The organism is Providencia sp. PROV141 (assembly GCF_028481645.1).
GTDB lineage: Bacteria > Pseudomonadota > Gammaproteobacteria > Enterobacterales > Enterobacteriaceae > Providencia > Providencia rettgeri.
Genome location: NZ_JAMPPR010000021.1, coordinates 114547 through 133121, shown reverse-complemented (window position 1 = coordinate 133121; position 18575 = coordinate 114547). Strand labels below are relative to the sequence as shown.

Here is an 18575-nt window from a genome sequence, read left to right as displayed (position 1 = left end):
TATGTATGCTCCTAGGGATTAGTTTCTCTTGCTGCCTTGGTGCTGCACGAATTATTTAGCGTATTTGATGTGATTGTTTATCGTAGTAACTTCTTTTGCTTCTTTTGCTTCTTTTGCTTCTTTTACTTCTTTCCACGCCGGATACCCATCACTGAGGTTTGTGCTAGGGTTAACCCTTTGGTTTCTGGGGCAAATAAAATCGAAACAATCAGTCCAAGCAAAGAAACGCCTGCACCCATCAAGACCACCGAACTGACACCATATTTAGTGATAAATAGCGGTAATGCCCATGTTGAAAAAATGGTTCCAATACGGCTGATGGACATAATGACCCCAACGGCAGAGGCACGAATATCGGTTGGAAACAGTTCGTTAGGGTAGAGCCATTGTAAAATACCGGGTCCCCCTGAGAAAAAAGCGTAAATCCCAAACATGATAATCACAAGGCAAATACCAAGGTTTGAGAATAACCCAAGAATGGCAAGTGCAAGGGTCATAATGGCAAAGCTACCAATCAATAATGGTCGCCGTCCCATTTTATTCAGCCAATACATCGCAGGTAAGCAGCCTAGCATAAAGAATAAGCTGATAACTACGTTACCGAGTGCAGCGTTTTTTCCTTGATCCCACCCCAACTGCCCAACAATTTGTGGTCCAAAAGTGTAAATTGCAAACATTGGGATCACTTGGCAGGTCCAAATAATGGCGGTGAATAGGACGAAGGAAAAATGCCTTTTAGTGAATAATTGAAGAAAGTGTGTTTTTTGTTGTTCTTCAGCTTCGAATATCACGGGTTGACCAAACAACTTTTCCATCATTTTTTCACATTCTTTAACGCGCCCTTTGCGAATAAGCCAAAGAGGTGATTCAGGTAAATCAAAACGACCAATCAAAATAATAATACAAGGGATCACTGAGCTACCAAGCATCCAGCGCCAGCCATCTTCTACATCATATAGTATATAGCCAACGAGATTGGCACAGGTGGCACCGACATACCACATTGCTGCAATAAACCCGACAGCAAATGCGCGTTGTTTGGTATTGGAAAATTCGGTGATCATTGATGTTGCAATTGGGTAATCTGCACCTATTACAATCCCGATTAAGAACCGCATGATAAGCAGCTCCATCGGTGTTGAGACAAACATGGTCGCGACTGAAATGGCACCAATGGCAACAATATCAATTAAAAACATTTTACGACGACCGACTTGGTCGCAAATATAGCCAAATAGAGAAGTACCGATGAACAGGCCCGCCAAGGTTGCAGCGCCCAATAAGCCAATCCAGTCACTACTTAAACTTAATACGGGGGTGAGTTGTTCTAAGGCAACGCCGATCAGGACTAATACATAACCATCCAGAAAAGGCCCACCGCTACCCCACAGCATGATCCGTCGGTGAACGGAGGAAAATTGAATATCATCAAAACTTTTTGGTTTCATTATGGATGTATCCCTGATCAGCGCAAATAAACGCTTGAAAACTCTCGAAGTTATTAGCTTCGAGAGCGATGCTAAATAACTCAGCCGTAACGAAATTCAATACCAAAAGTGCCGCGTGGGTATTCCCATTTTTCTAATGCACTATCTAAGCCAAGAATGCGGCAGGTTCCACATTCGAGACAGCCGGCATAATCGAAACGTACTGAGCCATCTTCTTGTTTTTTATATAATCCCGCAGGGCAAGCTTTAGTTAATGTATCGAGCACATTCATATCTGGATGCTCTTTTATCACAATATGCGGGTTTTCTTCATCGACATTAAATTTATTAATACCGAGTTTGACATCAACGTTGACTGGATTACTCATATTGCTCTGACTCCTTTAATTCCATCCTTGAGCAAGTTCATAAAGCCCACTTTTTTCGCGTGTTGTAACATGGTCTTACGTAAAGGAACAGGTGCTTCATCTGAAATAGTGAAGAGTTTTTTTGCAATACCAACCGCCATTTCTGGATAAGCAGAAAACATCCGCGGGTTATCCAAAAACTCAGGCATTTTTTGGTACATTTTCATGTCCCGTAATGGGCCTTCGTTGAGCAGTGCGAGGTATTGATTTAAATTTTGTTTGCTGAAATCGTCAGTTTTCATTGCGCTAAGTACCGCTTTTGCTGCCGCTTCACCTGAAGCAACGGCTAAGTCCATACCACGAATAGTAAAACCTAAATTCATACACATACCCGCAGCATCGCCCGCGATTAACACACCATCGCGAACCAGTTCTGATTGCATTTTTAAACCCGCTTCAGGGACGACGTGCGCGGCATATTCGACCATTTTTCCACCTTCAATCAAAGGTGCAACAGCCGGATGTTGTTTAAAGTCTTCAAGCATTTGCGGAACAGATTTTTTAGCCTCTTTAATGTGGTGTAGGCCACAAACTAAGCCGAGTGAAATCGTGTCTTCATTGGTATAGAGGAACCCACCGCCCATCAAGCCATCGGTTGGTGAGCCAGCAAATAGCCAAGCAACACCCTCTTTTTCTTTAAGGTTAAAACGGTTAGCTAGGACATCTTTTGGTAGCTCAATGAGCTCTTTTACACCAACAGCAACATGTTCTGCATTGACGCGTTTAGTCATGCCAAGTTGTTCAGCCAGCAGTGAATTGACGCCATCCGCTAAAATGACCACTTTAGCTTCAAGTACATCACCATCAGCCTCAACACCAACTACCTTGCCATCGCGTTCTACTAACTTATCAACCCGAATACCTGTAATACACTGGGCTCCGGCATTTTCGGCTTGTTCAACTAGCCATGGATCTAATTTACCGCGCAGTACAGACCAAGACGTTTCATCTGGGCTTTGTTCTGAGCCATTTTGGAAATCAACCGTAACAGCGCCAGTTTCGGTCATAAATGACAGTTTTTCGCGTGTGATCATACGCTCGAGCGGTGCTTCTTGGGTAAAGCCTGGAATAATGCGTTCTAAGCTATGAGCATACATTCGTCCACCTGTTACGTTTTTGCCGCCCGCGTAGTTTCCTCTTTCGATTAGGAGAACTTGCGCACCTTCACGGGCAAGCACCAATGCAGCTACAGAGCCAGCTAGACCTGCGCCTACAATGATTGCATCAAAAATATCATCGGACATAGTTTCTCCAAGGTCACTAAAACAGTGAGGAAAATGCCTCACTGTTATTAAGTTTATTTCGCCAGTTGTTGCGTTAACGCAGGTAAGATTTTGAACAAATCGCCAACGATCCCGTAGTCTGCAAATTGGAAAATAGGGGCGTTTTTATCTTTATTGATAGCGACGATCGTTTGTGCGCCATTCGCACCGACCATATGTTGAATCTGCCCTGAAATGCCGATGGCAAGATAAAGTTCAGGTTTGAGCATTAAGTTAGAAATACCCACATAGCGCTCATGTTCCATCCATTTTTCATTTTCTGCGACTGGGCGAGAACAAGCGATTTCAGCACCGATGGTATCGGCAAGCGTTTTGGCGATAGCAATGTTTTCTTGGCTACCAATACCTCGCCCGACACTGACAACTAAGCGTGCTTTATCTAATTCAACTGAGCTACCTGCTTTTTTCTGAATCGAGGTACGTACAATAGATTGTTTTGGTTCGACCCATTGTGTAGCTTGAGCTGCGCCGTTACGTGATGCATCACTCGGTGCCGCTTCAAATGTACCAGAGGTAAGGGTTGTAATTGAAAATGTGCTATCTAGGGTTTCTTGGCCGAAGGCTAAGCCGCCATAAACCATATGTTTAATCAGTGGTTTTCCAGATTCAATTGTGATTGCAGCAGCATCATTGGAAACAGCCGCTTGTAGTTTGGCACCTAAGCGTGCTGCGAGTAATTTTCCTCTGCGGGTGTTTGGTAATAATAGTAAACCGTTGTCGCCTTGTTGTTTGATGGTGGAAACCATCGTGTCCGCGTAGTCTTCAATAATGCGGTCATCGGGTTTACCTGTTAATAGAAAAACGTGTGAAGCGCCAAGTTGGAAAGCTTGTAAGCTTTGTGCTTCATCAAGGGCGAAAACATTCACTTGCTCACCAAGCGAGAGGGCACCACCGATAAGTTCAGGTAAGCGAGAAGTCATATCACTAAATACCCAAACGGTTGATAATTTGCTCATAACTCCTCCAATTAAATGATTTTTCTTAAATGTTCAGCAAATTGCGCAATTTGGTCATCGCCATCACCTTCAATGATGACCCGCTGGCGGACTTTTTGTTTCGGTGCGGCGATAGATTGAGACGATAATGCGGCAACGTTATCTAAGCCAATATCTGCCATCGTCCAAGCTTGAACAGGTTTCTTAGCCGCACCTAAAATGGCTTTCATTGAAGGAATAACAGGAACGTTAATGTCGGAGGTTACAGCGATAATGGCCGGTAATGGCATGGATAGCGTTTCAATTTCATCTTCTAGCTCACGTTCTACAATGACCGTATCAGCTGTGATAGAAACAATTTTTTTCACACCATTAATGGCAGGAATTTGCAGCGTTTCACCTAATAAAATGCTCACTTGTTGTGCATTGAGATCCGCGGAGCCATCACCGCAAATAATTAAATCAAAGCCCACTTTCTGTGCTGCTGCACCAAGGGTAATGGCAGTTTGATGGGGAAGTGCATGCTCAAGTTGGTCATCAATCACAACAACAAGCTCATCTGGGCCTCGCGATAGCACATCTTTACGTGCTTTCATATTTGTGAGCGCTTTACCACCAATACTTAACGCAATCACTTTGCTGTCAGCTTGCTGCGCTTTTATTTGATTAGCGGTTTCAATTGCATTTAAATCATATTGACTGATTTTGGTATCGGCACGTGAAAAATCTAAAGAACCATCTGCGCTATTTACAATAATATCTTGTTCATCAGGAACAGATTTATAGCATGTAATAATATTCATTACATCTCCTAAAATAATATTAATAAATATGATCCGTTTCGGTTTCGGATTATATAATTATCATGAACTGGATATTTAAAAATAAAACCTAAGTCACCAATATTGAAAACCTTAAATTAAAGTGGGTTTAAATATTCATACTGATACCCTACTCACCAATACTGTAAAAATCATCTAGTTATCAATGAAATGTTCAATATTGCTACTGGAATCACCAATACTGAAGGTATTTAATAACATTAACGTTACACAATATTTTATCTCTATGTATTTATTGGTGTTTTAATTATTAAAGTTAATAACAATTATTTATCACGAATAATATTGTGACCTTTATAACAGAATTGTTTATGGGGACTAGAGATGATTTGGATAGAATTTGAATTAATACTTAATTAGGTTTGTTGGGATTTAATAATAAATATAAGTTTTAAATGAATGTAAGTGTTAGGTGTTGAGAATAATATTTATTTTAAAGCTTATATATTAAATAATAAATTGGGATCGAACTATGAGCAAAGAAAATAAAAAAGGTGGAATAGAACCGAAGGTTTTTTTTCCACCGTTGATCATTGTTGGACTACTGTGTTGGTTAACTGTTCGTGATTTAGATGCGTCAAATGAAGTTATCAACCAAGTTTTCAGCTATGTCACCAATGTGTGGGGCTGGGCATTTGAGTGGTATATGGTTGTCATGTTTGGTGGCTGGTTTTGGTTGATTTTAGGGCCTTATGCGAAGAAGCGCTTAGGGGAAGAAAAACCTGAGTTTAGCCGAGCAAGCTGGATTTTCATGATGTTCGCATCTTGTACTTCAGCCGCTGTACTTTTCTGGGGTTCGATTGAAATATTCTACTATGTATCTGCGCCTCCATTTGGTTTTGAGCCTTATTCAAATGAAGCGAAAAATATCGGGTTAGCCTATAGCTTATTCCACTGGGGACCGCTCCCATGGGCGACTTACAGCTTCTTATCTGTCGCATTTGGTTACTTTTTCTTCGTTCGTAAAATGGATGTTATTCGCCCAAGTAGTACGCTGGTTCCATTAGTGGGTGAGAAACACGTAAATGGTTGGTTTGGAACCATTATTGATAACTTCTACTTGGTCGCATTGATTTTAGCAATGGGAACGAGTTTAGGGCTAGCGACACCGCTAGTTACCGAATGTATTCAATACCTGTTTGGAATTCCTCATACCCTTGAGCTCGATGCCATCATTATCTTCTGCTGGATTATTCTCAATGCAATTTGTGTGGCGTTTGGTTTGCAAAAAGGGGTGAAAATTGCCAGTGACGTCCGTAGCTACCTGAGTTTCTTGATGCTGGGATGGGTATTTATTGTTGGCGGTGCTAGCTTCATTGTGAACTATTTTACCGATTCTATCGGGGTTCTAATGATGTATATGCCACGCATGTTGTTCTATACAGATGCAGTCGGCAAAGGCGGTTTCCCACAAGGTTGGACCGTATTCTATTGGGCGTGGTGGGTAATTTATGCCATCCAAATGTGTATTTTCCTCGCACGTATCTCTAAAGGCCGTACCGTCCGTGAGCTGTGTATCGGCATGGTAGCAGGTTTGACGGCAGGAACTACGCTAATTTGGACAATATTAGGCAGTAATACCCTACAACTGGTAGACCAAAACATTATTAATATTCCAAAGCTAATTGAAGAGTTCGGCGTCGCACGCGCCATCATTGAAACATGGGCTGCTTTACCTTTGAGCACTGCAACAATTTGGGGCTTCTTCATCCTCTGCTTTATCGCCACCGTAACACTGATCAACGCGTGTTCTTACACCCTCGCGATGTCAACTTGCCGTGCAGTTAAAGATGGTGATGAGCCACCGTTATTAGTGCGTATTGGTTGGTCTGTCTTAGTCGGTGTCATCGGCATTGTCTTGCTGGCTTTAGGCGGATTGAAACCAATTCAAACCGCGATAATTGCCGGAGGATGCCCACTTTTTTTCGTCAACATCATGGTAACGCTCTCCTTTATTAAAGATGCCAAAGTGCATTGGAAAAATGACTAATTTATTCAAAAACAACATTTAAGAGGTTATTGATATGGATTTTAGATTGAATGATGAACAGGAGCTGTTTGTCGCAGGGATCCGTGAACTGATGGCCAGTGAAAACTGGGAAAGCTATTTCGCCGAATGTGATCGCGACAGTAAATATCCTGAACGCTTTGTCAAAGCCTTAGCGGATATGGAAATCGATAACCTGCTGATCCCAGAAGAACATGGCGGTTTAGATGCAGGGTTTATCACCGTTGCTGCAGTATGGATGGAGCTGGGTCGCCTTGGTGCACCAACCTATGTGTTATACCAATTACCGGGCGGTTTTAATACGGTGCTTAGAGAAGGGACTCAAGAGCAAATTGACAAAATCATGGCGTTCCGTGGTACGGGTAAACAAATGTGGAACTCGGCGATCACTGAACCGGGTGCGGGCTCTGACGTGGGGAGCTTACAAACGACTTACCAACGCCGTAATGGCAAAGTGTATTTGAACGGTAGCAAATGTTTTATCACCAGTAGTGCTTACACTCCATACATTGTGGTGATGAGTCGCGATGCGGATTCACCAGACAAACCTGTTTTCACCGAATGGTTCTTAGATATGAGCAAACCAGGTATCAAGGTGAACAAACTTGAAAAACTGGGTTTACGCATGGATAGCTGTTGTGAAATTACCTTTGATAATGTCGAGCTGGATGAAAAAGACATGTTTGGCCGCGAAGGTAACGGTTTTAACCGTGTAAAAGAAGAGTTCGACCATGAGCGTTTCTTAGTGGCATTAACTAACTATGGTACAGCGATGTGTGCGTTCGAAGATGCGGCTCGTTACGCTAATCAGCGTGTTCAATTCGGTGAAGCTATTGGTCGTTTTCAGTTAATTCAAGAAAAATTTGCACATATGGCGATCAAGCTCAATTCAATGCGCAACATGTTATATGAAACTGCATGGAAGAGTGACAACGGATTGATCACCTCTGGTGATGCAGCAATGTGTAAATACTTCTGTGCAAATGCGGCATTTGAAGTCGTGGACTCTGCGATGCAAGTACTCGGTGGTGTAGGAATTGCAGGTGAGCACCGGATTGCCCGTTTCTGGCGTGACCTTCGTGTGGATCGCGTATCAGGTGGTTCAGATGAAATGCAAATACTGACATTAGGCCGTAGCGTACTGAAACAATACCGCTAATAACTGAACGTAATGGGATGGCTTTCAAGAGAAGGCCAACCCTGTTTCACAGGAGATAAGAACATGGCAGAGCATCTACCTATGCCAGAATTTGGCCCTCTAGCTGGGGTTAGAGTGGTATTTTCAGGAATTGAAATTGCTGGCCCATTTGCAGGGCAAATGTTTGCAGAATGGGGCGCTGAAGTGATCTGGATAGAAAATGTCGCTTGGGCAGACACTATTCGCGTTCAACCCAACTACCCACAGCTGTCACGGCGTAACTTACGTGCGTTATCATTGAATATTTTCAAAGATGAAGGACGTGACGCGTTTCTAAAACTGATGGAAACAACCGATATCTTTATTGAAGCGAGTAAAGGCCCTGCATTTGCTCGTCGTGGTATCACGGACGAAGTACTTTGGGAACATAACCCTAAACTGGTCATTGCACACTTATCCGGTTTTGGGCAGTACGGAGACCCGCAATATACCAACCTCGCAGCGTATAACACTATTGCTCAAGCCTTCAGTGGTTATCTGATTCAAAACGGTGATAAAGACCAGCCAATGCCGGCTTTCCCCTACACAGCAGACTATTTTTCTGGCATGACGGCGACAACTGCCGCACTGGCAGCACTGTATAAAGCCCGTGAGACTGGAAAAGGTGAAAGTATTGACGTTGCCATGTATGAAGTGATGTTGCGTATGGGGCAATACTTCATGATGGACTACTTCAATGGTGGGGAGGTCTGCCCACGTATGACAAAAGGGAAAGACCCCTATTACACAGGGTGTGGCCTATATAGTTGTAATGATGGCTATATCGTGATGGAAATTGTTGGTATCACGCAAATTCAGGAAATTTTTAAAGATATTGGGTTGGCGCATCTGTTAGGTACACCAGAAATACCGGAAGGCACACAGCTAATTCACCGTGTGGAATGCCCTTATGGGCCTTTAGTTGAAGAAAAACTCGATGAATGGCTAGGTTCACGTTCGATTGATGAAGTGTTAGCAAGACTCGCGGAATTGAATATTGCTAGCGCCAAAGTCCTTACTATTCCTGAGTTAGAAACCAATCCTCAATACATTGCACGCGAATCTATTACCAGTTGGCAAACAATGGAAGGAAAAACCTGCCGTGGTCCTAACGTCATGCCTAAATTCAAAAATAACCCCGGACAAATTTGGCGAGGCATGCCATCACACGGTATGGACACGACAGATATCTTAAAAAATATTGGATACAGCGAAACTGATATTCGGGGGTTAGTCGATAAAGGGCTAGCCAAAATAGTTGATTAATTGAATGGGTACTCAGGTCAATGATGACTATTGAGCTGAGTATTCATCAGGGAAATGATGGGTAACAATTAATGGATGTAATCGGTAAACAAAATTTGCGTCAAATGTGGGATGACTTAGCGTTAACCCATGGAAACAGCCAGGCGCTTATCTTTGAATCCTGCGATGGAAAGACTAGCAAGTTCAGCTATTTAGAAATGAATCAGCACATTAATCGCACCGCCAATCTCTTTTTAGCCTATGGCATTCAAAAAGGCGATAAAGTGGCTTTACATTTAGATAATTGCCCGGAATTTTTCTTTTGCTGGTTTGGCTTGGCTAAAATTGGGGCGATTATGGTCCCGATTAATGCGCGTTATAAATACAATGAAAGTGCTTGGATCATGCAGAACTGCCAACCCAAAATGGTAGTCACTCGTTCCTCTTTCTTAGATATTTATCAACAAGTATTCGCTGATGAAGCGACAAGCTTAGAACATATTTTTTTGATTGCAGATACGCAAATTGAACCCGTAGAGCATATTTCTGACTTTTGGTTTGAACAGTCACAACAACATACGCAATTGACTCAATTTGTTGAATTGAGTGTCGATGATACGGCCGAGATTTTATTTACCTCTGGAACCACCTCGAAGCCTAAAGGGGTAATTATTACCCACTATAACCTCCGCTTTGCCGGTTATTACTCTTCTTGGCAAAACAGCTTACGTTCTGATGATATTTATTTAACGGTCATGCCTGCTTTTCATATTGACTGCCAATGTACAGCTTCTATGGCTGCATTCTCTGTCGGTGCGACGTTTGTGTTATTAGAGAAATACAGCGCACGCCGTTTTTGGCAACAAGTGGTGAAATACAAAGCGACTGTCATCGAACTTATCCCCATGATGATCCGCACATTGTTAAGCCAGCCGCTGGCGGATAACGAAAAAGAGCATTGTTTACGAGAAGCGATGTTTTACCTCAATTTAAGTGAAGAGGAACGCGACCAGTTTATGGCCCGGTTTGGGGTGAAGCGGTTTTTAACTTCGTATGGGATGACGGAGACTATTGTTGGTTTGATTGGTGACCGGCCTGGTGATATGCGTCGCTGGCCGTCCATTGGTCGCCCGGGTTTTTGTTATCAGGCACAAATTCGGGACAGAAATAACCAACGTGTTGCTACGGGGATTATTGGTGAGCTCTGTGTGAAAGGTGAGCGTGGTAAAACCCTTTTTAAAGAGTATTACAACAACCCTGAGGCGACAGCAAAAACCTTTGATGAAGCGGGATGGATGCACACGGGGGACTTTGCCTACCAAGACGAAGACGGCTTTTTCTATTTTGTCGATAGAAGCAGCAATATGATCAAACGCGGTGGGGAAAATGTTTCTTGCAGTGAAATCGAAAATATTATCGCCTCACACCCTGCCATTGTGGATGTAGCAGTGATCGGCGTTGCGGATGATATCCGAGATGAAGCGATTAAAGCCTTTATTGTGCTTGAAGAAGGGGAGACTTTAACTCAGGAAGAGTTCTTTGCTTTTTGTGAAAAACAAATGGCGAAATTTAAGGTGCCAACATGTGTTGAGGTACGTAAAGATTTACCGCGTAACTGCTCTGGAAAAGTATTGAAAAAACATCTGCAATAATCGACAAACTTGATTAATTTTGCATACATTTTCGGGTTGCATACCTGCAACCTGAAGCATCACTGCACGACGAAGAAAGGATTATATTATGAGCGAATCATTAAAAATTACCCGAAATGGCGCTATTTTAGAAATCATACTCGATAGACCTAAAGCCAATGCAATAGATGCAAAAACCAGTTTCAAAATGGGGGAAGTTTTCCTTAACTTTCGCGATGACCCTTCGTTGCGTGTTGCAATTATTACAGGGGCAGGAGAGCGATTTTTCTCTGCCGGCTGGGACTTAAAATCGGCGGCAGAAGGTGAAGCCCCTGATGCTGACTTTGGTCCAGGTGGTTTTGCCGGTTTGACTGAAATTTTTAATCTAAACAAACCTGTTATTGCGGCGGTGAATGGATATGCATTTGGTGGCGGTTTTGAACTGGCTTTAGCGGCAGATATGATAATTTGTTCTGAAAATGCCAGCTTTGCATTACCTGAGGCCCAGCTTGGGATTGTTCCAGATAGCGGGGGGGTTTTACGTTTACCTAAAATTTTACCTGCACCAATCGTGAATGAAATGGTGATGACTGGCAGAAGAATGGATGCACAAGAAGCTTTACGTTGGGGAATTGCTAACGATGTGGTGCCTATTGAGAGTCTGATGGATAAAGCTCGTGAACTTGCAGAACAAATTACGCAAAGTGCGCCATTAGCAGTCTCTGCCCTAAAAGAAATTTTCCGCGCGACAGCGGAGCTCACTGTCGAAGAGGGTTATAAATTAATGCGCAGTGGTGTACTGACAAACTACCCTGCAGTTTTACATTCCGAAGATGCAACAGAAGGCCCACTGGCATTCTCCGAAAAACGTTCACCAAGTTGGAAAGGGCGCTAGTTAAGCTAGCAGCGAGGTGAATTTTGAGTTTTTACGCTTTTGAAGGGGTTATCCCAGTTGTTCATCCTACCGCATATGTACACCCATCAGCGGTAGTGATTGGTGATGTGATTATTGGTGAAGGGGTTTTCGTTGGGCCGAATGCCTCTTTACGTGGGGATTATGGCCGCTTGATCATAGAAAAAGGGGCGAATATTCAGGACTGCTGCATTATGCATGGCTATAGTGATGTCGAGACCATTGTCCATGAATGTGGGCATATAGGTCACGGAGCTATTTTACATGGATGCATTATTGGCCGTGATGCTTTGGTAGGAATGAACAGTGTTGTTATGGATGGCGCTGTGATTGGTGAGGAAAGTATTGTTGCTGCGATGAGTTTTGTTAAGGCCGGTTTTCAAGGCGAAAATCGTCAGATGTTGGTCGGAAGTCCTGCTCGTTTTTTACGCTCAGTGACTGATGAAGAACTGCATTGGAAGCGGTTAAATACGAAAGAATATCAAGATTTAGCAGGCCGATATCAGCAACAATTACAGGAAACCCAACCGCTGACAGAGCTTGAAGTTAATCGCCCCAAATTATTTGGTACAACGGATGTAAAACCTAAGGGGCAGTAATTCACTAAAAGGCCGTAAAATAAAAAACGCAGATGGTGAAGTCTGCGTTTTTTATTGGTATAAAACTGAAAAATAAGTTTAACGACGCTGTGCTTTTGATAGCATCCATTGCCATTTTTGTTCTCGATTTAATTCACTTGGTGGCATAGACGCCGCTTTCATTGGGGAATCGATAGTGACTTTTTCAGTTTGATGGCTTCTTAAACGAGCATAAAGCTGGTTATCAATTTTCTTAACTTTAATAAGCCGCTGACATTGACAGCCTCGTCCCGATAATTTATTGGGGATCATTTTTACTTCACACTGAATTTCAGCAACATCAGATAAAATATAAGAAACAATATTGACAGCATTAGGATGCGGAATATCAAAGTGATTAGATATTTCTCTAGCCGTAGTCCAATGGCCTTGTTTCATTACCCAGTTTGCGATAGATAAATACAAGGGTTCATTAATATATTGTCCACACATAAGCGCTCCCAAATCTATTTATTAAAATTGGCTAAATAAAAAGAAACTATATGCAAATTGTAGTTGGAATAGCGTTTATTTGTTTCCTGGTTTGTTAATTAAGAAAACAAAATAATTAATTATTAACTTCTGGTTAAATTTGTTAAAATAATATATTCGTTTTTAATGTTAATTATCATTATTTTAATATAAAAACTTATATTTCATAATGATAGGTTTCGAATATAATTCAGAGCCTAAATTACGCCGTCATACAGTGACAAACTTCATATTAATGGATTTCAAAATGATTTGCATGCCTTTATTGTGAAAATTTACATTCAAGACAAAAGTTTTGTTTATATTCTGATTTTAGGTAAATAACTGAATATCGTTGTAGATAAACTGATTATATTTGGTTTTATATTTGATTGTAATGATCTTGAAATATAATAAAAATGTGACATGGGTGATTTTTTTAATTGAACATTAGCGAGTAAGCAATAACAAAGAGTTAAATAATTTTCTAATATATTAAGAAAGAGAATAAGAGTGATTGGCTTTGCAATTGAATAGAGCATTGCATGTTGATGCAATGCCCTCCTAGAGATAAAAATTATTTGGCTAAGTAGTTATTAATAGAATTAACAATACCTGTGGAATCTAAGCCCAGTTCAGCAATAAGTTCTTCTTGGGTACCTTGAGAAATAAAATAGTCAGGCAAACCAAGGTTTAAGGTTGGAATGATTTTTTTCTCATGCATTAAGAATTCATTCACTCCGCTACCAGCCCCACCCATGATGGCATTCTCTTCGAGAGTGACAAGTACATCATGAGTATTGGCCATTTCAAGGATAAGCGCTTCGTCTAAAGGCTTTACAAAACGCATATCAACAACAGTTGCATTAAGTTGCTCGGCGGCGACCAATGCGTGGCTTAATAAGGTACCAAAGCATAAGATAGCGACTTTTTCACCTTGACGACGAACAATCCCCTTACCAATAGGCAGCAATGATAACGGCTGTAACTCAGCGCCTGTTCCTGTGCCTCGAGGGTAACGTACAGCACATGGACCATCTTGGTAATGATAGCCAGTATGTAGCATTTGGCGGCACTCATTTTCATCACTTGGAGCCATAATAACCATGGTTGGTATACAGCGCAGGAATGAAATATCAAAAGAACCTTGGTGAGTTTGCCCATCAGCCCCCACAATACCGGCTCGGTCGATCGCAAACATAACAGGCACCTTTTGGATAGCCACATCATGAATGACTTGGTCGTAACCGCGTTGTAAGAAAGTCGAATAGATAGCAACGATAGGCTTATAGCCACCAATAGCAAGGCCAGCGGCAAAGGTGACAGCATGTTGCTCGGCAATTGCGACATCGAAGTATTGATCAGGGAATTCTTTAGAAAACCGAACCATACCAGAGCCTTCTCGCATCGCAGGGGTGATAGCCATCAACTTGCTATCATCTTTAGCCTCTTCACACAGCCAATCACCAAAAATTTTAGAGAATGTCGGCCCCGTCTCTTTGCTTTTGGGCAAAGTGAATGTACTTGGGTCAAATTTAGGGACTGCATGCCAGCTAATTGGGTCTTTTTCTGCCGGCTCATAGCCGCGACCTTTTTTGGTCATAATATGTAAAAATTGCGGTCCTTTTAAGTCACGCATATTTTTTAACGTTTGAACTAAGGCAACAACATCATGGCCGTCAACAGGGCCAATATAGTTAAAACCTAATTCTTCAAACATGGTCCCCGGTACGACCATGCCTTTAATGTGTTCTTCAGTCTTTTTCAGTAATTCTTTGATAGGTGGCATGTTAGAAAAAACTTTTTTCCCACCTTCACGTAATGTTGTATAGAGCTTTCCAGAAAGTAAGTGAGCTAAGTGATTGTTTAGTGCGCCAACATTTTCTGAAATAGACATTTCGTTATCGTTTAAGATAACCAACATGTCAGGTGCGGCATCTCCTGCATGGTTCATTGCTTCAAATGCCATTCCAGCGGTGATGGCGCCATCACCAATCACACAAACTGTTTTACGGCTTTGTTGCTCTTTTTCTGCAGCAATGGCCATACCTAAACCGGCACTAATGGATGTTGAGGAATGGCCAACACTTAAAATGTCATATTCACTTTCTTCGCGCCATGGAAAGGGATGTAGGCCATCTTTTTGACGGATGGTATCAATACGGTCACGGCGACCCGTTAATATCTTATGTGGGTAGGCTTGGTGGCCGACATCCCAAACAAGATTATCAAATGGGGTTTTATAGACATAATGTAATGCAACGGTGAGTTCAACAGCACCGAGGCCAGAAGCAAAGTGACCGCTAGAGCGACCCACGCTACTCAGTAAGAATTGTCTGAGTTCGTCACAAAGCTTAGGCAAACTTTCTTTAGGCAACAGACGAAGCTCATCTGGTGTCTCTGCCAAGGCTAGCGTGGGATATTTAGCGATATCAATACTCATTAGTTGCTCACTTATAATTAATAAAAAACCCAACTTACCTAGCCACAGTAAAATGACTATTCTCAGTATTTAGCAGCATAAAGCTTCTATCTGCTGTTGGGTTGCCTTCGTTTATCGTCTGCCTATAACTCGAGTGATTAAGAAGTAATCCATCTATTTTTTTGGTTATAGGAATGATTCGAAGATGCATTAGGGTAATAAATTGCCGTAATTATCGATCTTCTTGTAGCCAAAAGGCAAAGCATATTGTCAGCTTTTACGTTCAATAATGAAATTAGCTAAAGCGCTTAGCATTTCTATATTATATCCATGGGACTGGAGAGTCTCTAAAGCGTCTATCGCATCATGATATAGCTCACGTGCTTTTTTTTGAGCTGCTTCAAGCCCTAATAGCGATGGATAGGTGCTTTTTTCATGTTCAGCATCCGTTCCTTGGCGTTTACCCGTGACTTCGCTATCACCGATAACATCTAGAATATCGTCCTGTACTTGAAAGGCAAGACCGATGGATTGTGCATATTTGTCTAAAACAGGCAGTAATTTTTGACCTTTTTCACCTGCAGCGAAAGCACCAAGACGGATTGCTGCACGAATTAATGCCCCTGTTTTATGTTGATGAATGCGCTCGAGAGATTCAAGGTCAACTTGCTTTCCTTCTGCATCTAAATCAAGAGCTTGCCCGCCACACATTCCTGCTAAGCCACTTGCATATGATAACTCTGCAATCATTGCTATGCGGTCTTTGTCTGTCACATCTGGCATTGGTGCAGATGACAACAATTGGAATGCCAATGTTTGTAATGCATCTCCAGCAAGCACTGCATTGCCTTCACCGTATTTAATGTGGCAAGTTGGTTGGCCACGACGCAGATCATCATCATCCATTGCAGGTAAATCATCATGGATTAATGAATAAGCATGAATACATTCGACTGCGGCAGCTGGGGCATCAAGATTTTCTTGGCTAACACCAAACATAGAACCGATGGCATAAGTTAAAAATGGACGTAAACGTTTTCCACCCAATAATGTGCCATAGCGCATCGCCTGAGCAAGTGGAAGGTCTGCAAACGGCAGCGTATTTAAGGCATCTAATAGGTATTGATTGACTCTGTCGTAGGCTTGCTTTTGTTGCTGCGTAAAGCTATCTAAATGTTGTTCAGACATAATTTATTCAGTATCAGGTGAAAAATCGGCTAGAGGTTTATTTTCGTCATCGTTTAGCAAAATTTGTACACGTTGCTCTGCTTGCTGTAATACTTTTTGACCTTGTTTAGCAATTTGAACACCACGTTCAAACTCATTAAGGGCATCTTCTAAGGGAAGTTCACCGGATTCTAGGCGAGCGACGATCTGCTCTAGCTCTTGAAGCGAGTTTTCAAAACTAACAGTCGGAACTTGCTGAGTTTTTTCTTTAGCCATAGTCTTTAGCCACTAATGTGAAATCAGTTAATTCGAGGGATTTTAAATATTCAGCAGACTAACGCAGTCTTGCTACGGTTACAATTTATTATTGGGGTTTTTAGATTCAACCCGCAAGATAGTGTTATAATACGCCTCTTTATTGACAATTGGTAACGTGTCATGTGTCTCTGTTAAGGCACATTCATTTGCCCTCAACCACCATGAACATGCAGCTATTATGAAGTTTATCATTAAGTTATTCCCAGAAATTACCATTAAAAGCCAAACTGTTAGGCTACGTTTTATTAAAATTTTGACCAGTAATATCCGTAACGTGCTTAAACCACTTGGCGAAGAGATTTCGGTTGTCCGTAATTGGGATAACATTGAAGTGCGTGTGAAGGGAGAAACAAAACACGACGAAATTTGTGACATGCTAGGGCGCATTCCAGGTATTCACCATATTCTTGAAGTGGAAGAAAAACCATTTACCAGTCTACATCATATTTACGAAATGACACACGAAGCTTATGGTGAATCATTAGAAAATAAAACATTCTGTGTGCGGGTAAAACGTCGCGGTAAACATGAATTTTCATCTATCGACGCTGAACGGTATATCGGTGGTGGGTTAAATCAACACATTGCCTCTGCAAAAGTTAAGCTTAAAGACCCTGATACCACGATTCACTTAGAAATCGAAGATGATAAACTTATTTTAGTTAAAGCACGCATTGAAGGTATCGGTGGTTTCCCTATTGGGACTCAAGAAGATGTGTTATCACTCATTTCGGGTGGTTTTGATTCAGGTGTATCGAGCTATATGTTAATGCGCCGTGGTTGTCGTGTTCACTACTGTTTCTTTAATTTAGGCGGTGCAGCTCATGAAATTGGTGTGAAGCAAATCGCACATTATCTGTGGAATCGTTTTGGTAGCTCCCATAAAGTCCGTTTTATTGCTGTAAACTTTGAGCCCGTTGTCGCTGAAATTTTAGAAAAAGTTGATGATGGCCAAATGGGGGTTGTGCTCAAACGTATGATGGTAAGAGCCGCATCTAAAGTCGCAGAGCGTTATGGCGTGCAGGCGATTGTCACGGGTGAAGCACTTGGGCAAGTTTCCAGCCAAACCCTAACAAACTTACGTTTGATTGATAATGCGTCTGATACCTTAGTATTAAGGCCATTAATTTCCCATGATAAAGAACACATTATCAAACTAGCTCGCCAAATTGGCACTGAAGATTTCGCAAAAACCATGCCCGAATATTGCGGTGTGATTTCAAAAAGCCCAACAGTTAAAGCAGTGAAGGCACGTATTGAAGCAGAGGAAGACAATTTTGATTTTGGTATTTTAGAGTCTGTTGTTGAACAAGCGCAAAATATTGATATTCGCCAAATTGCGCAAGAAAGCTTAGAAAAAGTCCCTGAAATTGAAATGGTGAGTGAGCTTTCAATTGAAAATGAAGTGATTTTAGATATCCGTTCAATTGATGAATTTGAAGATAAGCCGTTGTCTGTTGAAGGTATGGAAATTAAACATATCCCATTTTATAAACTCAGTACACAGTTTGGTGACTTACCAAAAGATAAAACCTATTTATTATATTGTGACCGTGGGGTAATGAGCCGCTTGCAAGCGCTATACCTAAAAGAGCAAGGTTATGAAAATATAAAGGTTTATCGCCCGTAACGTAAAACAGGGTGCTTGTATCACCAACTCATCAACAAAGAGAAATGTGGGGGAAATTTCC

Annotated in this window: 16 protein-coding genes; 7 read left to right on the top strand and 9 right to left on the bottom strand. The window is 41.7% G+C overall.

Annotation, left to right across the window (positions count from 1 at the left end):
* Window positions 1-122 precede the first annotated feature (122 nt).
* The 5 genes from PSF09_RS14785 to fixA form a co-directional block, all read right to left on the bottom strand.
* Window positions 123-1448 (bottom strand): MFS transporter, encoded by a 1326-nt coding sequence (locus PSF09_RS14785; protein WP_371032047.1) that lies wholly within the window; start codon window positions 1446-1448, stop codon window positions 123-125.
* An 80-nt stretch (window positions 1449-1528) separates the two neighbouring features.
* A complete protein-coding gene (fixX, locus tag PSF09_RS14780; RefSeq protein ID WP_004914610.1) occupies window positions 1529-1816 on the bottom strand; it encodes a ferredoxin-like protein FixX in 288 nt (95 codons plus the stop codon).
* A complete protein-coding gene (fixC, locus tag PSF09_RS14775; protein ID WP_272665589.1) occupies window positions 1813-3099 on the bottom strand; it encodes an FAD-dependent oxidoreductase FixC in 1287 nt (428 codons plus the stop codon). Before fixC ends, fixX begins: the two co-directional genes overlap by 4 nt.
* A 53-nt stretch (window positions 3100-3152) precedes the next feature.
* Complete coding sequence (locus PSF09_RS14770) at window positions 3153-4094, bottom strand: FAD-binding protein (protein WP_272665588.1); 942 nt, start codon at window positions 4092-4094, stop codon at window positions 3153-3155.
* Between the two features lie 11 nt (window positions 4095-4105).
* On the bottom strand, window positions 4106-4876 hold the full coding sequence (gene fixA / locus PSF09_RS14765; protein ID WP_109911882.1) for a putative electron transfer flavoprotein FixA: 771 nt from the start codon (window positions 4874-4876) through the stop codon (window positions 4106-4108).
* Window positions 4877-5387: 511 nt separating this feature from the next.
* Here fixA and caiT point away from each other — a divergent pair.
* The 6 genes from caiT (at window position 5388) to caiE (ending at window position 12488) form a co-directional block, all read left to right on the top strand.
* Window positions 5388-6905, top strand: a complete 1518-nt coding sequence (caiT, locus tag PSF09_RS14760) for an L-carnitine/gamma-butyrobetaine antiporter (protein WP_004914596.1) — start codon at window positions 5388-5390, stop codon at window positions 6903-6905.
* 34 nt (window positions 6906-6939) lie between these two features.
* Window positions 6940-8082 (top strand): crotonobetainyl-CoA dehydrogenase, encoded by a 1143-nt coding sequence (gene caiA, locus PSF09_RS14755; RefSeq protein WP_004905499.1) that lies wholly within the window; start codon window positions 6940-6942, stop codon window positions 8080-8082.
* Between the two features lie 63 nt (window positions 8083-8145).
* Entirely contained in the window at window positions 8146-9366 is a 1221-nt protein-coding gene (caiB, locus tag PSF09_RS14750; protein WP_272684076.1) for an L-carnitine CoA-transferase, read from the top strand.
* Window positions 9367-9437: 71 nt separating this feature from the next.
* Entirely contained in the window at window positions 9438-10997 is a 1560-nt protein-coding gene (gene caiC / locus PSF09_RS14745) for a crotonobetaine/carnitine-CoA ligase (RefSeq protein WP_272684075.1), read from the top strand.
* Window positions 10998-11085: 88 nt separating this feature from the next.
* On the top strand, window positions 11086-11871 hold the full coding sequence (gene caiD / locus PSF09_RS14740) for a crotonobetainyl-CoA hydratase (RefSeq protein WP_272684074.1): 786 nt from the start codon (window positions 11086-11088) through the stop codon (window positions 11869-11871).
* 23 nt (window positions 11872-11894) lie between these two features.
* Entirely contained in the window at window positions 11895-12488 is a 594-nt protein-coding gene (caiE, locus tag PSF09_RS14735; RefSeq protein ID WP_210840191.1) for a carnitine operon protein CaiE, read from the top strand.
* A 78-nt stretch (window positions 12489-12566) separates the two neighbouring features.
* Here the strand turns inward: caiE and caiF are convergent, their stop codons facing one another.
* The 4 genes from caiF to xseB form a co-directional block, all read right to left on the bottom strand.
* Window positions 12567-12959: a carnitine metabolism transcriptional regulator CaiF gene (gene caiF, locus PSF09_RS14730; RefSeq protein ID WP_004914580.1), complete on the bottom strand. Its 393-nt coding sequence runs from the start codon at window positions 12957-12959 to the stop codon at window positions 12567-12569.
* A 595-nt stretch (window positions 12960-13554) separates the two neighbouring features.
* Window positions 13555-15420 (bottom strand): 1-deoxy-D-xylulose-5-phosphate synthase, encoded by a 1866-nt coding sequence (dxs, locus tag PSF09_RS14725; protein WP_272665584.1) that lies wholly within the window; start codon window positions 15418-15420, stop codon window positions 13555-13557.
* 249 nt (window positions 15421-15669) lie between these two features.
* Window positions 15670-16587, bottom strand: coding sequence for a (2E,6E)-farnesyl diphosphate synthase (ispA, locus tag PSF09_RS14720; protein WP_272665583.1), 918 nt, complete (start codon window positions 16585-16587; stop codon window positions 15670-15672).
* 3 nt (window positions 16588-16590) lie between these two features.
* Window positions 16591-16842: an exodeoxyribonuclease VII small subunit gene (gene xseB, locus PSF09_RS14715; protein ID WP_272665582.1), complete on the bottom strand. Its 252-nt coding sequence runs from the start codon at window positions 16840-16842 to the stop codon at window positions 16591-16593.
* 220 nt (window positions 16843-17062) lie between these two features.
* On the opposite strand from xseB, the gene thiI reads away from it, so the two are divergent.
* Window positions 17063-18514 (top strand): tRNA uracil 4-sulfurtransferase ThiI, encoded by a 1452-nt coding sequence (gene thiI, locus PSF09_RS14710; protein WP_272684073.1) that lies wholly within the window; start codon window positions 17063-17065, stop codon window positions 18512-18514.
* The last annotated feature ends 61 nt before the right edge of the window (window positions 18515-18575 follow it).

What these genes read in the sequence shown, in the direction of transcription:
- fixX (WP_004914610.1), bottom strand. Translation starts at nt 1,816, where the DNA reads ATGAGTAATCCAGTCAACGTTGATGTCAAACTCGGTATTAATAAATTT.
- ispA (WP_272665583.1), bottom strand. Translation starts at nt 16,587, where the DNA reads ATGTCTGAACAACATTTAGATAGCTTTACGCAGCAACAAAAGCAAGCC.
- dxs (WP_272665584.1), bottom strand. Translation starts at nt 15,420, where the DNA reads ATGAGTATTGATATCGCTAAATATCCCACGCTAGCCTTGGCAGAGACA.
- caiB (WP_272684076.1), top strand. Translation starts at nt 8,146, where the DNA reads ATGGCAGAGCATCTACCTATGCCAGAATTTGGCCCTCTAGCTGGGGTT.
- PSF09_RS14770 (WP_272665588.1), bottom strand. Translation starts at nt 4,094, where the DNA reads ATGAGCAAATTATCAACCGTTTGGGTATTTAGTGATATGACTTCTCGC.
- caiD (WP_272684074.1), top strand. Translation starts at nt 11,086, where the DNA reads ATGAGCGAATCATTAAAAATTACCCGAAATGGCGCTATTTTAGAAATC.
- caiF (WP_004914580.1), bottom strand. Translation starts at nt 12,959, where the DNA reads ATGTGTGGACAATATATTAATGAACCCTTGTATTTATCTATCGCAAAC.
- thiI (WP_272684073.1), top strand. Translation starts at nt 17,063, where the DNA reads ATGAAGTTTATCATTAAGTTATTCCCAGAAATTACCATTAAAAGCCAA.
- fixA (WP_109911882.1), bottom strand. Translation starts at nt 4,876, where the DNA reads ATGAATATTATTACATGCTATAAATCTGTTCCTGATGAACAAGATATT.
- caiC (WP_272684075.1), top strand. Translation starts at nt 9,438, where the DNA reads ATGGATGTAATCGGTAAACAAAATTTGCGTCAAATGTGGGATGACTTA.
- caiA (WP_004905499.1), top strand. Translation starts at nt 6,940, where the DNA reads ATGGATTTTAGATTGAATGATGAACAGGAGCTGTTTGTCGCAGGGATC.
- caiT (WP_004914596.1), top strand. Translation starts at nt 5,388, where the DNA reads ATGAGCAAAGAAAATAAAAAAGGTGGAATAGAACCGAAGGTTTTTTTT.
- PSF09_RS14785 (WP_371032047.1), bottom strand. Translation starts at nt 1,448, where the DNA reads ATGAAACCAAAAAGTTTTGATGATATTCAATTTTCCTCCGTTCACCGA.
- fixC (WP_272665589.1), bottom strand. Translation starts at nt 3,099, where the DNA reads ATGTCCGATGATATTTTTGATGCAATCATTGTAGGCGCAGGTCTAGCT.
- xseB (WP_272665582.1), bottom strand. Translation starts at nt 16,842, where the DNA reads ATGGCTAAAGAAAAAACTCAGCAAGTTCCGACTGTTAGTTTTGAAAAC.